The organism is Bacteroides sp. An279 (genome assembly GCF_002159615.1).
Classification (GTDB): Bacteria; Bacteroidota; Bacteroidia; order Bacteroidales; family Bacteroidaceae; genus Phocaeicola; species Phocaeicola intestinalis.
In genome coordinates, this window is sequence record NZ_NFJA01000032.1 from 1 (window position 1) to 15,475 (window position 15,475).

Below are 15,475 nucleotides of genomic sequence, written 5' to 3' on the forward strand. Positions count from 1 at the left end.
CAGGAAGAAAATTAATGCCAGACCGAGAGAAAAACTCAATTTCTTGACTCCGGCTGAGGTCTTTTTCAAAAATATTTCGTAATGTTGCACTCGCTGGTTGACTCTGCCGTATTCTCGTTTCTTTCCCTCACTTCAAACTCTTCCGCCCTTCATTCGTTGCAAATAAAGGATTTCTTTGTATCTTTGCGCAGCTTATAATATAAGGTGTAAAATCAAAATCACAACACAATATCACCATGGAATATAATTTCAGAGAGATCGAAAAGAAATGGCAACAGAAGTGGGTGGAACAGAAAACCTACCAGGTTACCGAAGACGAATCGAAACAGAAGTTCTACGTGCTGAACATGTTCCCTTATCCTTCGGGAGCGGGACTTCACGTAGGCCATCCGCTGGGATACATCGCCAGCGACATTTATGCCAGATACAAACGCCTGCAAGGCTTCAACGTGCTGAACCCGATGGGATATGACGCCTACGGGCTTCCGGCGGAACAATACGCCATCCAGACCGGGCAGCATCCTGCCATCACAACCCAGAACAATATCAACCGCTACCGCGAGCAGCTGGACAAGATAGGATTCTCGTTCGACTGGGACCGCGAAGTGCGTACCTGCGACCCTAAGTATTACCACTGGACGCAATGGGCTTTCCAGAAAATGTTCAACAGCTTCTATTGCAACACCTGCGGCAAGGCACAACCCATCGAAAAACTGATAGAGCACTTCGAAAAGCAGGGTACCGAAGGGCTGGACGCAGCTTGCTCGGAAGAACTGAGCTTCAGCGCCGACGAATGGAAGGCAATGAGCGAAAAGCAGCAACAGGAAACGCTGATGAACTACCGCATCGCCTACCTGGGCGAAACCATGGTAAACTGGTGTCCGCAACTGGGTACGGTGCTGGCAAACGATGAAGTGGTAGACGGTGTAAGCGAACGCGGAGGCTATCCCGTAGTGCAGAAGAAGATGCGCCAGTGGTGCTTGCGTGTGTCGGCATACGCAGGACGCTTGCTTGACGGACTGGACCACATCGACTGGACCGACTCTTTGAAAGAAACCCAACGCAACTGGATAGGCCGTTCGGAAGGTACGGAAGTGCGGTTCAAGGTGAAAGACCGTGACCTCGAATTTACCATCTTCACCACCCGTGCCGATACGATGTTCGGCGTGACCTTCATGGTACTGGCTCCCGAAAGCGAACTGGTTCCGCAAGTCACTACCGACGGACAGCGTGCCGAAGTGGAAGCTTATCTGGACCGTACCAAGAAACGTACCGAACGTGAACGCATCGCCGACCGCCGTGTGACGGGTGTATTCAGCGGCTCGTATGCCATCAATCCTTTCACGGGCGATGCCGTACCTATCTGGATTAGCGACTATGTATTGGCTGGATATGGAACCGGAGCCATTATGGCGGTACCGGCACACGATAGCCGCGACTATGCTTTTGCCAAGCATTTCAACCTCCCCATCGTTCCGCTGGTAGAGGGATGTGACGTAAGTGAAGAAAGCTTCGATGCCAAGGAAGGTATCGTATGCAATTCGCCGAAAGCCGGTGTAACGCCTTATTGCGACTTGAACCTGAACGGCCTGACCATTAAGGAAGCCATTGCCGCTACCAAGGAATATGTGAAAGCACACCACTTGGGACGTGTAAAGGTGAACTACCGACTGCGCGACGCTATCTTCTCGCGCCAGCGTTATTGGGGCGAACCGTTCCCGGTATATTACAAGGACGGCATGCCTTACATGATTGACGAAAACAAGCTTCCGCTGGAATTGCCCGAAGTCGACAAGTTCTTGCCTACCGAAACTGGCGAGCCTCCGTTGGGACACGCTACAAAATGGGCTTGGGATGTAGAGAAAGGCGAAGTGGTAGAGAATACGAAGATAGACAACGTGCATGTATTCCCGCTCGAACTGAATACCATGCCGGGCTTTGCCGGTTCGAGTGCCTATTACCTGCGCTACATGGACCCGCACAACGATAAAGCACTGGTATCGGAAAAGGCAGACCGCTACTGGCAGAACGTAGACCTCTACGTAGGCGGTACCGAACATGCTACGGGGCACCTTATCTATTCCCGTTTCTGGAACAAGTTCCTGTTCGACCTCGGCGTAAGTGTCAAGGAAGAACCGTTCCAGAAACTGGTGAACCAAGGCATGATTCAGGGACGGAGCAACTTCGTATACCGCATCAAGGATACCAACACCTTCGTCTCTCTCGGCCTGAAAGACCAATACGACGTGACACCTTTACACGTAGACGTGAACATCGTGACCAATGACGTGCTCGACATCGAAGCCTTCAAGAACTGGCGTCCCGAATATCACGATGCCGAATTCATCCTCGAAGACGGTAAGTACATCTGCGGCTGGGCGGTAGAGAAGATGAGCAAGTCGATGTACAACGTGGTGAACCCCGACATGATTGTCGAGAAATACGGAGCCGACACCCTGCGTATGTACGAAATGTTCCTGGGTCCGGTAGAGCAGTCGAAACCTTGGGACACGAACGGCATCGACGGTGTGCACCGCTTCCTGAAGAAACTCTGGAACCTGTTCTACGGGCGTCAGGGCGAATTCCTGCCTGCGGAAGGCGAAGCTACGAAAGAAGAACTGAAGTCTATCCATAAACTGATAAAGAAAGTTACGGGCGACATCGAGGTCTTCTCATACAATACCTCTATCAGTGCCTTCATGATTTGTGTCAATGAACTGACCGCGCTGAAGAGCCGCAACAAGGCAGTGCTGACCGACCTCGTTATCCTGCTTGCCCCCTTCGCGCCTCACCTTGCCGAAGAGCTTTGGGAAGCGTTGGGACACGGCACCACCGTATGCGATGCCCAATGGCCTGCATGGAACGAAGACTACCTGAAGGAAGACACGGTGAAATATACCATCTCTTTCAACGGGAAAGCACGTTTCACCATGGAATTCCCTGCGGATGCCGACAACGACACCATACAGGCAGCGGTAATGGCGGAAGAGCAGTCTCAGAAATGGATTGAAGGCAAGACTCCGAAGAAGGTCATCATCGTGCCGAAGAAAATCGTAAACATCGTGTTATAAATAAAAGAAACGCAGATTAACGCAGATTTTCGCAGATTAAAAATAAAAAAAATCTGCGTCAATCCGCGTTAATCTGCGTTTAAACCAATTATCTATGGAGTTAGCATTAATCAAGAAGATAAGCCGCGAGTCGAAAGATTACCTTGCCATTACTTTCGGGCTGGTACTCTACGCGCTGGGCTGGGCGATGTTCCTGCTCCCCTACCAGATTACGACGGGAGGCGTGACGGGTATTTCCGCCATTATCTATTACGCTACAGGAGTAGAGATACAAGTATCCTACTTCATTATCAATGCCATATTCTTAGGATTTGCCCTGAAAATACTGGGACCAAAGTTCAGTGTAAAGACCGTATATGCCATCTTTATGCTGACCTTCCTGCTCTGGCTCTTCCAGTGGCTGCTGAAAGACGATTCCGGACACCTGCCCCAACTCCTCGGACCGGGACAAGACTTCATGGCATGTGTCATCGGAGCCGGCATGCTTGGATTCGGTATCGGCATCGTGTTCTGCAACAACGGAAGCACGGGCGGCACCGACATCATCGCCTGGATTATCAATAAATACAAGGACGTGACGCTGGGACGCATGATGATGTATTGCGACATCGTCATCATCTCGTCGTGCTATTTCATCTTCCACGACTGGCGGCGCGTGCTCTTCGGCTTCTGCGTGCTCTTCATCATGAGCACCGTGATTGATTATGTCATCAACAGCGCACGCCAGTCGGTGCAGTTCCTCATCTTCTCGCGCAAGTACGAAGAGATAGCCGAAGGCATCTCCACCCGGATAGACCGCGGTGTCACCCTGCTTGACGGGCAAGGATGGTACAGCAAACAGAATATCAAGGTAGTAGTGGTACTGGCAAAAAAGACCCAGTCGCTCGACATCTTCCGCCTCGTGAAAGACATCGACCCCAACGCTTTCATCTCGCAAAGCAACGTCGTAGGCGTATACGGAGAAGGATTCGACAAGCTGAAAGTGAAATAAAGGAGTTAAGAAGTTAAGGAGTTAAGTCAATAGTTTTGTTTGTGATTTGTTATCTAAAGTATTGGCTTAACTTCTTAACTCCTTAACTTCTTAACTCCTAAAAAATAAACCCACCAACGCAATGAAAAAGAAACTCGTTTTTGCAACCAACAACGCGCATAAGCTCGAAGAGATACGCGCCATTCTCGGCGACAAACTGGAGATATTGAGCCTGAACGACATCGATTGTCACGCCGATATTCCTGAAACCGCCGATACCCTCGAAGGAAACGCCCGCCTGAAAGCCGGATACATCTACCTGAACTACGGCATGGATTGCTTTGCCGACGATACGGGACTGGAAGTGGAAGCCCTCGGCGGCGCACCGGGCATCTACTCGGCACGCTATGCCGGAGGCGAAGGACATGACTCGGAAGCCAACATGCGCAAATTGCTTTCCGAAATGGAAGGAAAGGAAAACCGCCGTGCCCGCTTCCGCACCGCCATCTGCCTCATCGAAAGCGGCAAAGAGCATCTGTTCGAAGGCATCGTGCAGGGCAACATCATCGAAGCACGCCGCGGCACCGCAGGCTTCGGCTACGACCCCGTCTTCCAGCCCGAAGGCTATGCCGAGACATTTGCCGAAATGGGAAACGAAGAAAAGAATAAAATCAGCCACCGTGCCCGTGCCGTGCAGCAGCTGGTGGAATACTTACGCTCTGAAAACTAAAATGCGGCACCGATGTAGGTGTGTCAATCGCTTCTTGACACCCAATTCCTCCATCGGTGCGCTATCTTTATTATTGAAGCCTCAATGGGAATGCAAAGATTCATACAGACATGATAACGAATGGCATTTCACAATACAATCCCTGAACAACACGGTAATAGGACAATCAAGTTATAGGATGAAAAGCGTATGTCTGTTTCTGATAAAATGAAGCCTCCTGTTCGCTTCATGCGAACAGATGGGCTACTACAATAACGGGGGAATGAGCATCACCACAATATTCTGCGACCGTGTTATTCGAATACTTTGAATGTGTAGCCTTGTGCCAACAGCCATTCGATAGCACGGGGTAAGGCATACTTCAGGCGCGGCTCAGACTTGATAGAGTCGTGGAAAGTGATGATGGAACCGTTTCGGACATATTTTTTGACCTTGGCAAGCACTTGCGGACCGGTAAGACGCTTGCTGTAGTCACGGGTGACAAGATCCCACATCACGATGCGGTATTTCTTTTTCAATACATGATATTGCACCCAGCGCATATGGCCATGAGGAGGACGGAAAAGATCTGTATGCAGGTATTCATTTGCCTTGTCGGTATTTGCCAGATAATTCTGGCTCAGATATTCGAAGCCTCGAATATGATTGAAAGTATGGTTCCCGATGCGATGGCCTCGTTCTACTACCATACGGAATTCTTCAGGGTGCTTACGTACGTTATCACCCACCATAAAAAAGGTAGCCTTGATGTTATATTTGTCTAATAAGTCGAGTACCCAAGGTGTGATGTTGGGGATAGGCCCATCATCGAAAGTCAGATAAACAGCTTTTTCATTTTTATCCATACGCCATAAAGCACGTGGATAAATCCATCGAAGCAATAAGGGAGGTTGTTCGATAAGCATAACAGTATTTTGAAAGTAATTAATAGTCAACAATGAATAGTATATAACAGGCTTGTTGCATAACTGTTGCTAACTATTCATTGTTAACTGTTAATTGTTAACTATAAACTATTCATGAGCCGGATTAGCTTTTCCTATACGGTTTTCCAGCAAGCCATATAGCTGGTCGAACTGATGACGGTAGCTAGTTGCCGATTCAAGTGGTTTACCGTTTTCATCCTTCAACTTTTCAAGCGCTTTGCAGACATCGTCTAAGATGGTATAGTGGCGTATGCACTCTTCGTACGAACTGGCCAAACGTATATCGTCAAGGCTCATATACCAAGCAGCATATTCTACCGAATTTTGCGCTAACTGGCAGAGGATATTTTCTGCTTTCCCAGTTTCACCCAGTTTTGCGTAATCATCCGCCATTTCTTTCGAACTGCTGTAGATGTAGTCATGGCGCACCGTAGTGCTCGGAATCACTTTTTCGCAATAATCAAGAACTTCCAATGCCTTGTCGTTCTTGCCTTCTTTTATCAATTGGGAAGCCAATTGAACGAACATACGGCGGTGCGTATCGCACATACGGAGCACGGTTTCATCCAAATAGATATCCGGATTATCAATGCCACCGAATTTGAACTTGTGCATCAGGTTATCGTACATCTTTTCCGAATCAATACGCCGTCCTAGTTTGGCGTTGTCGAACGGAGTGATGCGGTATGCCAAACCTTCTTGCAGGAAGTTATTAGTCAGGTTCAGATGATTTTCCTGACCCACGGTAATCGCCATATACATCGGACGTTCCCAGTTGGTATTGGCAAGCATTTCCAGCATCATCAGTTCGCTTTTGTATAGTACGCGTTTGCCTTTCAGTGAGATGTGCATATAATCAGGAATCGAATCGGGAGTAAGCATACCCGAACGTTTGATTGCTTCTTTGTCCAGCTTGATGACAATGCTGTCCGTCGGAATCATTTGCAAGCCTTCCTTCGGCGAACGTACCCAGTATTTCAGGATATTCTTCAGTTCGTATGGATTGTCACCGAACTCTTTCTTCGCTTCTTCGGGATATTGCTTGTAATAATTGTTGATAGTTTCCATTGCATCGGGACGTACATAAACCGCTTCGTTGTGTCCTTGTACGTAGTCGATACGCTCCCAGTCTATAGGAACGGAAGGCGAGTCGTATGCCGGACGACGCATTTGGTCGATGTACCAATCGGTCTGCAGATAGCTCAAGTTGCATACACGCACATCCGTACGGAAACCTTCGGTCTCTTGATTGTACCACAAGGGGAATGTGTCATTGTCACCGTTGGTGAAAATTATCGGTTTACCATCGGTTTGCACGGAATTTAAATAGTTTTGTCCGAAGTCGCGGCACGTATAACGTCCGCTCCGGTCGTGGTCATCCCATGTCTGGCTTACCATTTGTAAAGGAACAAGCAGACATACCACGCTGGCAAGAATAGCTGATGGTTTCTCGCCTAACTTTTTCTTTAGCCATTCGGCGATAGCTGCTACTCCCAGACCTATCCAGATGGCAAAAGCATAGAAGGAAGCTGCGTATGCATAGTCACGTTCACGTGGTTGTTGCGGTGTCTGGTTCAGGTAAAGCACAATGGCAAGTCCCGTCATAAAGAACAGGAAAAATACAATCCAGAACTGCTGGATGCCCCGTTCGCCCCGATAAGCTTGCCAGAACAAGCCGATTAGTCCCAGTACCAAAGGCAAACAATAAAACACGTTGTGCCCCTTATTATTTTTCAAATCGCTTGGCAATAAAGTTTGGTCACCCACCAACATCTTGTCGATGAACGAAATACCGGTAATCCAGTTGCCGTGCTCGATTTCGCCCTGACCTTGAATATCGTTCTGCCGTCCGGCGAAGTTCCACATAAAGTAACGCCAATACATATAATTCAACTGGTAGATGAAGAAGAACTTGATGTTATCCCATTGGGTAGGTATCTTCACCATCAGCATTTCCCCACACTGGTCGTATGGGACCTGACGACCTTCTACACTTCCTAACCAACTTTCGTAGGCCGCTGCATGATCCGAACTATACATGCGAGGGAATATCATGTTTTGTGCATACTTGTATTCGCTCTTGTGGCGTACGATTTCATAACTGTCTTTCTCGTCCGGACGCTCTTTTTCTTTACGCTGATAGACAGGTGCACCTTCTGTCATGGCATATACACAGCCCCCATCGACTTCTTCGAGTGCCATTTTCGAAGCATACGTCTGTCCGTAGAAAAGTGGGCGCGTACCGTATTGTTCACGTCCCAAGTATTCGCCCAAGGTAAAAATGTCTTCAGGCGAATTCTGATCCATCGGCGTATTTGCCGATGAACGGATAACGATAACGGCGTATGAAGAATATCCCACCACCATCATCATCATGCAAAGCAAGGAAGTATTAAGCGTGCGGGCACTGACTTGATATTTTTCAGGAAGTTTGGCAAACAGGTACAATGCCAGAACCGCCAGTACGATAATGCCGATAAGCACACTGCTCCATCCATGTCCGTAGAAGGGGATACCCAACAATCCTACAGTGGTAAGGAAAGAAATGTTCATCCGTTTCCGGCTACGTACGGTATAGCTTTCGTATACACCCCATATAAGGCTGGCCGCCAAAAGGATGATATAAATAATAAGTCCGGTATTGAACGAGAATCCCAAACTGTTGACAAACAGCAGTTCGAACCAACCACCTATTTTCACGATGCCCGGTACGATACCATAAAGTACTACGGCTATCAGTATCATCGAACCAACCAGTGCCATCAAGCTTCCTTTCAGGTTGGCATTGGGATTCTTTTTATAATAATATACCAGTACAATGGCGGGAATACAAAGCAAGTTCAGCAAGTGGACTCCGATTGACAAACCCGTCAGATAGGCTATCAGGATAAGCCAACGGTCGCTGTGAGCTTCGTGAGCACGGTTTTCCCATTTCAGAATCAACCAGAACACTACGGCGGTAAAGAGACTGGAATAAGCATATACTTCACCTTCTACGGCACTGAACCAGAAAGTATCGCTCCATGTATAAGCCAGTGCACCCACCAGTCCCGCACCCATGATGGCAATAAGCTTACCGGTTGTCATTTCTTTTTCTTCGGGACAAATCAGTTTTTTAGTAAGGTGCGTAATGCTCCAGAACAGGAACAGGATACATGCTGCACTCATCAATGCGCTCATGATATTTACCATGACCGCCACTTGCGATGGGTCGCTGGCAAACTGGCTGAACAAGTTGGCTGTCAGCATAAAGAAAGGTGCGCCAGGGGGATGGCCTACTTCCAGTTTGTATCCGGTGGTGATAAACTCGGGACAATCCCAAAAGCTGGCAGTAGGTTCGATAGTCATGCAGTAAGTAAATGCTGCAACAAGGAAAGCGAACCAGCCTACCAGATTGTTGATCTTGTTGTACTGTTTCATTCTTAAGGTTTCATTTTTGTATAATTGCCGCAAAGATAGTGAATTTCACCGCAGGGCAGGTAAGAGTAGGATAGTTTTTCGTTTTTTTATAGAAACTGTTTTGAATTTATCGCTTGGCGATTTAGAATGATTCCCAAACACACCTGATCACGCCCGAAAACGGCACATTAAGCCTAAACACTTTTTATGAATGCCCGCAATTAGTCAATCCGCCGGAGTTGAAATACTGTATTTGCCGATGTAGTATATATTCATTTTTCAGGGGGATGTATTGACTGTTTGCGGACATTCATTTTTTATATTTTTCTTCTGGATTTCTCCGTGCATTCTGTGTAGTGTTCCGTATTCAATGATAATATCAACGAAATGTATAACATCATATCGAGCAAAGTACAATCTTATCAGAATGGCGGTTGGGGCTATGAAACGTCAGGATTATCTGCTCCGGCACTATCTGCTTTCGGCAATGTCAGTTTAAGCATCGCATACCCCAGGATGCCTGCCAATACCGTACCTGCCAGCACTCCTAACTTTGCCTGGCCCAGCAATACCTCATCAGTTGCCCCAAAGGAAAGATTGGCAATAAAAAGCGAAACGGTAAAGCCAATACCGCCTAATAATGCCACTCCCGCTGTATTCCGCCAGTTCATCCCTTGCGGCAAAGAAGTGACACGCAAGCGTACAGCCAACCACGTAAAGGAATAAATCCCCACAAACTTACCCACTACCAAACCTAATACTACGGCATACGTCACTATGCCGGCTATCTCTCCGCCTCCTCCCGAAAGCGTAATGCCTGCATTGGCAAAGGCGAAAAGTGGCATAATCAGGTAGTTCACCATTCCATGCATACGGTCTTCCATAAACTGGAGAGGCGAAATCACCTTGTCGGAAGCCGACTCAATACTCTTTAATGCATCTATCTGATTCGGAGTAAGAAGAATACTGCTCTTGTCGAAATGCGGGAATTCGGCAATGTTCTCACGGATGCGCGTGATGTATTTCTTCACGTTCAGGCACGGGATGGAAGGAATCGTGAACGCCACCAGCACACCTGCAATCGTAGCATGCACGCCCGACTGAAGGAAAAGATACCACACCGCAATACCTGCCACGCAATAAAACGTGCGCGACATAACCTGCATCCGGTTAGCTATCAGCAGGATAACAAGAACCGCAACCGCAGCCAGCAAATATCCTCCAGCCAAATGAGACGTATAGCAAAAGGCGATAACCAGAATGCCTCCAATGTCATCGACTACGGCAAAGGCGGTCAGGAAAATCTTCAGGCTCAGGGGCACACGCTTGCCGAACAGGCTCAACACGCCCAAGGAAAATGCGATATCAGTCGCCATGGGTACCGCCAGGCCTCCTTCGGCAGGCGTTCCGGCGGTCATCGCAAAGTAAATTGCCACGGGGACAATCATCCCTCCCACCGCCGCGATGATGGGAAGCAACGCCTGGCGCAGGCTGGAAAGTTCGCCTACCAGCACTTCACGCTTGATTTCCAATCCCACGGAAAAGAAGAATACCGCCATCAAGGCATCGTTGATGAACGCCATCAGCGTCAGAGGTTCACTGTGATGGCTGAACAGGTTGAATCCGCCTACCTGTAAAGCTACAGGATAATTCCAAAAGGCATGGTAAGCTTCCGCCCATGGCGAATTGGCTATCACCATTGCCAGCACGGCTACAACCATCAGCACCATACCACCATTGACACGATGTTTCAAAAAGCTCAAGAATGCATAATCGAAAGTCTTCATCATCGGATTACTCATAAAATTTACTGTTTTATTGTGTAAAAAATAAGAAACGCATGACTGCCTTGCTTGTAAGATTATTAATCTTCATGCCGAAAGATTATTAATCTTCACGCTGTAAGATTATTAATCTTACAACCGATGCAGCTATATGCCGGAGAGAACGATGCTTGCTTGTCATGCCGGATTTGTAATCATGAGTGGCACTGACAACAGGAGTGACACCGGCAGTGTGCATTCCATATTAAAGTACAATTTCACACCATTCAAAGTATAAAACAAAAATACGCCTTATTTTGTTTAGCTGCAAATGGAAATAGCGCAAACAATGAAAAAATGGAATTTATTATCCAACATTTCGTAGAGTACGCATTCTTTTCTGTTTTGTTCGCATATCTGAACAAGATTCTGTATTTTTGCAACACAAACAAGAAACAGACACATGAAAACGTACATCATTTTTTTACTTATCCTACTGTTTACCGCGTGTGGAGGACGTAAAACGCAGAAGCCAGCCGAGGAGAAACCGATACTTACCGTCAGTATCGAACCCTTGCGTTATTTTGCTGAATCCATTGCGGGCGAGCATTTCCATATAATCAGTATGGTACCCGAAGGCAGTAGCCCGGAAACTTACGATCCTACTCCACAACAATTGGTCGAACTGAGCCGAAGCCGCGCCTTTCTGCGTGCTGGATACATCGGCTATGAACTCGCCTGGGCTGATAAATTAAAGCAAAATGCCCCAAACATCCCTTTTTTTAACTTATCGGATGGCGTTACCCTGATACACGAAGAAGAAAAAACAAAGCATCCCCATGCAGGAGGTGTCGAGCCGCATACATGGAGTTCCATCAGTAATGCTTATACAATATCAGCCAACATTTGCCGGGCACTTTGCCAAATAGACCCGGAAAATAAAGAATATTACATGACCCGCATGACTCGGCTGGGTACTAGGCTAAAGCAGATAGACGAAAAAATATTGGCTTACCTGAACGGCGGTGAACGCACGTTCTTGATTTACCATCCTGCACTCTCTTATTTCGCACGCGATTATGGATTGACACAAATCAGCATCGAAGAAGGAGGCAAAGAACCTTCGCCCGCCCAACTGAAGACATTAATCAACCGATGTAAAAAAGAAAATGTACGGACCATCTTCGTACAAAAAGAGTTTGATACACGCAATGCGGAAGCAATAGCCCGTGAACTGAATTTGTCCCTCATCCGCATCAACCCGCTGAGCTACAGATGGGAAGAAGAAATGTTGCATATAGCTCGCACGTTATCCAAATCCGATGAAATGCCATGACAGTTTCATTTCCTCTTATCCAATTAGAACATATCTGTGCCGCCTATGACCGCAAACCAGTGTTGGAAGATATAAACCTTACTGTCTGCGAACAAGACTTCATAGGCATCATAGGACCCAATGGAGGCGGAAAGACAACGCTGGTCAAACTCATTTTGGGATTGCTTCATCCTCTGTCGGGAAGTATTCGTTTTTATCAGAATGGCAAAGAGACCTCCGAACTCAGCATGGGCTACTTGCCACAATATACCTCGATAGATAAAAAATTTCCCATATCGGTATACGATGTAATACTTTCCGGCCTAAACAAGCAGAAATCCCTCTTCCGTTCCTTCACAAAAGCGCAACATGAAAAAGTGCGTGCCATGCTCTCCCGCGTGGGACTGGAAGGATTAGAGCAACGTCCTATCGGGCAACTGAGTGGCGGACAACTGCAACGTGCCTTGCTGGGACGTGCCTTGGTCTCGAATCCGCAAATTTTAATATTAGATGAACCGAATACATATATTGACAAGCGATTCGAAACACATCTTTATACACTGCTGGAAGAAATCAACCGCGAACACGCCATTATCTTAGTTAGCCACGACATAAATACAGTGCTTCAACATGCTCAAAATATAGCCTGTGTAAATCACACCCTCGATTATTTGCCAATCAAGGAAGTGACTGGAAAATGGATAGAAGAACATTTCGACCGATAACAATCCATAAAATCAATAAAACAAGGATTTTTAACAATGGGAAAATAAGGAATATACAAGAAATACTCTTATCTTTGCACGCAGAAAGGGGCATTAGCTCATCTGGCTAGAGTGCGACACTGGCAGTGTCGAGGTGACCGGTTCGAGTCCGGTATGCTCCACACATAAAGAGACAATTTCAAAATAAGAATTGAAATTGCCTCTTTTTATGTTTGCCCGGCACGAATGTTCTCTCTACCGGTACCTGTCTGTAACATTTCCAGATTTTCCTTTGCGGATAAACAAAAAACGCTTCACAACCTGTCAGTCATGAAGCGTCTTTCGTACCCGAAGCGGGTACAGTACCCATATTTTGAGAGAAAACAAAGGGATAACAAGTGAATATAAATATCTGATTTATAGGCATATTTAGAAAAATGTATTTTCACTTGATTTCATAAAAAGGTATATGTTGTGTTGCTTTTGGCTACCCTTTGGCTACCCAGAATAAAATAAATAACTATATTTGCAACCAAATGAAATAAAGAGCAAATAAGTTATGGCAGCAAAGAAAGAACTAAGGTCTGATAATACTTATATCATTAGTACCGATGATACAGATAACCCAAAATTGGGGGCAAAGATTTTATCAGATGGCAGAGAAAGCCTTTTTTTAGACTACTATTTGGGTTATAATATGGTCTATGATGAGGCTAAGGATAAAAAAGTAGCGAGAAAAGAGCGCAAAAGGGAGGCTTTGAAATTATATCTTTGGCAAGCCCCCAGAACTCCACTTGAAAGACAGCAGAACAAAGAAACTCTACAACTTGCAAAGGAGATAAGACATGAACGGGAACAGGAACTGAAAGAAGGTACATTGGGCTACCGGCTAAAGGCAAAGGAAGTGAATTTCTTTGATTTCATTCAATCATATTATGATGAATACACCAAAGGGGACAAACGTATGATTAAAGCCGCCCAAAAACGGTTTACTGATTTCATTGCTTTGGAATACCCTCTATACAAAAACAACATTTCTCCAGAGAAAATAACCCCCGATATGATGGAGCACTTTGTAGAATATTTGCAAAGTATAAGTAAGGGCGAGGGAGCTTTGACACATTGGAAGCGGTGGAAGAAGATAGTAAAAGCGGCTGTAAAGAAAGACATTCTAAGGAAAAATCCATGCGAGGATATTGTTTGCAAGGCTGATGAAGAAGCATTAAAGAAAGATATACTTTCAATAGAAGAAATGCAACAGCTTATAGCCACCACCTATAAAGGGCAGAACCCAGAAACAAGGCGGGCTTTTATCTTTACCCTATACACAGGCATTAGATTTTGTGATATTAAAGATTTGACTTTTGCCAACGTGGACTATTCAAACAAAATACTAACATTCAATCAGAAGAAAACACAGGGGCACAGCAGCAAAAGTTATGTGAGTATTCCCCTAAATGATAACTTGTTAACATTGATTGGTACAGCCTCAACAGATAGCCCAGATGAAAAGATATTCAAACTACCAAGCCAAGAAATGTGTCTGAAAGCCCTAAGACATTGGACGGCAAAAGCTGGAATAACCAAGCACATAACGTGGCATTGTGGGCGACATTCATTTGCCGTGAATATCCTTAACAATGGTGCCAATATAAAGACCGTGGCGAGCCTATTAGGGCATAGTAGCATACAGCATACAGAGAAGTACACACGGGCAATAGATAGTTTGAAACAAGAGGCAATAAACAGTTTGCCAGAACTTAAACTATAAATATTATGGGAAAGATGATAACGGATATAGGATTATTGCCAAAAGAAAGACAAGAAGCAATAAGGCGTGATATTGAAAACAGAATATTGCCACAGGCGAGAAATGTGTTTGAAAATACACAGGAAAAGTTTCCTGAATACATAAAAAGCGAGATTGGAAAAGCCGTGCAAAGTATGAATAAAATGATAAATGAAAGCCAAAGAGAGGGGGCTATAATGCTAAATATATCTGAGGTTTATGTGTTTAACAAAGAACGCATACGTGCATTAAAAGCATTGGAGGAAGAGCTTTTAGGAAGAAATGCAATGGACTTGCAACAAGACCGCCCAAAGCAGCAACAAAAGAACCAGCCAGCAAGAAGCAAGGGCAGACCTAAAGAAACATTGAAAGACAGGATGATTAATGATGCTGATGGAAGCAAGTTGCAAAAGATACATAAGGTAATGGATGGCAAAAAAGGCAAAGATGTAGCTTTGATTATATTGGCTTGCATGCAGATAGGCTGGATGCTAAAACCTACTTCCACACAAGTAAAAGAAGAATTTGGCGATATTGGCGCACTACAAGGCTTTAACGATTATATAAATAATAGTGAAGAGAAGTTTGCTAAATGCGAGATAGAAGGGGTTATAAATAGCCTTCTTAATTAATCGTTCAAACATTTTCACAGTTGTATTTAATAGTATTTAATTGTTGGCAAATTGCAACAATTAAGTACTATTTTTTTTATTTCCTCAATCTTCTTTTCCCCTCTACCTTTGTCCTTGTATTCAGATGGATAGCGAGTGCAAGACTATTCCAGAAGATTACACGGGCAAAGACGGGT

10 protein-coding genes and 1 tRNA gene are annotated in these 15,475 nt (G+C 45.6%); 8 read left to right on the top strand and 3 right to left on the bottom strand.

Annotation, left to right across the window (positions count from 1 at the left end):
- Positions 1-236: 236 nt before the first annotated feature.
- The 3 genes from leuS (at position 237) to B5F78_RS07565 (ending at position 4,771) form a co-directional block, all read left to right on the top strand.
- Positions 237-3,071 carry a leucine--tRNA ligase gene (leuS, locus tag B5F78_RS07555; RefSeq protein WP_087406406.1) on the top strand — a complete coding sequence of 945 codons (2,835 nt, stop codon included), beginning with the start codon at positions 237-239 and terminating at the stop codon, positions 3,069-3,071.
- Positions 3,072-3,165: 94 nt separating this feature from the next.
- Positions 3,166-4,062 (top strand): YitT family protein, encoded by an 897-nt coding sequence (locus B5F78_RS07560; RefSeq protein WP_022040382.1) that lies wholly within the window; start codon positions 3,166-3,168, stop codon positions 4,060-4,062.
- Positions 4,063-4,183: 121 nt separating this feature from the next.
- Positions 4,184-4,771: a non-canonical purine NTP diphosphatase gene (locus tag B5F78_RS07565; RefSeq protein ID WP_087395442.1), complete on the top strand. Its 588-nt coding sequence runs from the start codon at positions 4,184-4,186 to the stop codon at positions 4,769-4,771.
- Between the two features lie 293 nt (positions 4,772-5,064).
- On the opposite strand, the gene B5F78_RS07570 is transcribed toward B5F78_RS07565, so the two are convergent.
- The 3 genes from B5F78_RS07570 to nhaA form a co-directional block, all read right to left on the bottom strand.
- Positions 5,065-5,676: a polysaccharide deacetylase family protein gene (locus tag B5F78_RS07570; protein ID WP_022040384.1), complete on the bottom strand. Its 612-nt coding sequence runs from the start codon at positions 5,674-5,676 to the stop codon at positions 5,065-5,067.
- 108 nt (positions 5,677-5,784) lie between these two features.
- Positions 5,785-9,117, bottom strand: a complete 3,333-nt coding sequence (locus B5F78_RS07575; RefSeq protein ID WP_087406407.1) for a DUF2723 domain-containing protein — start codon at positions 9,115-9,117, stop codon at positions 5,785-5,787.
- Positions 9,118-9,536: 419 nt separating this feature from the next.
- On the bottom strand, positions 9,537-10,898 hold the full coding sequence (gene nhaA, locus B5F78_RS07580) for a Na+/H+ antiporter NhaA (protein WP_204246987.1): 1,362 nt from the start codon (positions 10,896-10,898) through the stop codon (positions 9,537-9,539).
- Between the two features lie 424 nt (positions 10,899-11,322).
- Here nhaA and B5F78_RS07585 point away from each other — a divergent pair, with 424 nt between their 5' ends.
- The 5 genes from B5F78_RS07585 (at position 11,323) to B5F78_RS07605 (ending at position 15,299) form a co-directional block, all read left to right on the top strand.
- Positions 11,323-12,195 (top strand): metal ABC transporter solute-binding protein, Zn/Mn family, encoded by an 873-nt coding sequence (locus tag B5F78_RS07585; RefSeq protein WP_087406408.1) that lies wholly within the window; start codon positions 11,323-11,325, stop codon positions 12,193-12,195.
- Positions 12,192-12,899 carry a metal ABC transporter ATP-binding protein gene (locus tag B5F78_RS07590; protein ID WP_022040389.1) on the top strand — a complete coding sequence of 236 codons (708 nt, stop codon included), beginning with the start codon at positions 12,192-12,194 and terminating at the stop codon, positions 12,897-12,899. Before B5F78_RS07585 ends, B5F78_RS07590 begins: the two co-directional genes overlap by 4 nt.
- 87 nt (positions 12,900-12,986) lie before the next feature.
- Positions 12,987-13,060: transfer RNA gene (locus B5F78_RS07595), tRNA-Ala, on the top strand.
- Positions 13,061-13,437: 377 nt separating this feature from the next.
- A complete protein-coding gene (locus B5F78_RS07600; RefSeq protein WP_087406409.1) occupies positions 13,438-14,649 on the top strand; it encodes a site-specific integrase in 1,212 nt (403 codons plus the stop codon).
- A gap of 5 nt (positions 14,650-14,654) precedes the next feature.
- Positions 14,655-15,299: a hypothetical protein gene (locus tag B5F78_RS07605; protein WP_087406410.1), complete on the top strand. Its 645-nt coding sequence runs from the start codon at positions 14,655-14,657 to the stop codon at positions 15,297-15,299.
- Positions 15,300-15,475: the final 176 nt, after the last annotated feature.

Coding starts and splice junctions, on each gene's coding strand:
- leuS (WP_087406406.1), top strand. CDS start 237: ATGGAATATAATTTCAGAGAGATCGAAAAGAAATGGCAACAGAAGTGG.
- B5F78_RS07560 (WP_022040382.1), top strand. CDS start 3,166: ATGGAGTTAGCATTAATCAAGAAGATAAGCCGCGAGTCGAAAGATTAC.
- B5F78_RS07565 (WP_087395442.1), top strand. CDS start 4,184: ATGAAAAAGAAACTCGTTTTTGCAACCAACAACGCGCATAAGCTCGAA.
- B5F78_RS07570 (WP_022040384.1), bottom strand. CDS start 5,676: ATGCTTATCGAACAACCTCCCTTATTGCTTCGATGGATTTATCCACGT.
- B5F78_RS07575 (WP_087406407.1), bottom strand. CDS start 9,117: ATGAAACAGTACAACAAGATCAACAATCTGGTAGGCTGGTTCGCTTTC.
- nhaA (WP_204246987.1), bottom strand. CDS start 10,898: ATGAGTAATCCGATGATGAAGACTTTCGATTATGCATTCTTGAGCTTT.
- B5F78_RS07585 (WP_087406408.1), top strand. CDS start 11,323: ATGAAAACGTACATCATTTTTTTACTTATCCTACTGTTTACCGCGTGT.
- B5F78_RS07590 (WP_022040389.1), top strand. CDS start 12,192: ATGACAGTTTCATTTCCTCTTATCCAATTAGAACATATCTGTGCCGCC.
- B5F78_RS07600 (WP_087406409.1), top strand. CDS start 13,438: ATGGCAGCAAAGAAAGAACTAAGGTCTGATAATACTTATATCATTAGT.
- B5F78_RS07605 (WP_087406410.1), top strand. CDS start 14,655: ATGGGAAAGATGATAACGGATATAGGATTATTGCCAAAAGAAAGACAA.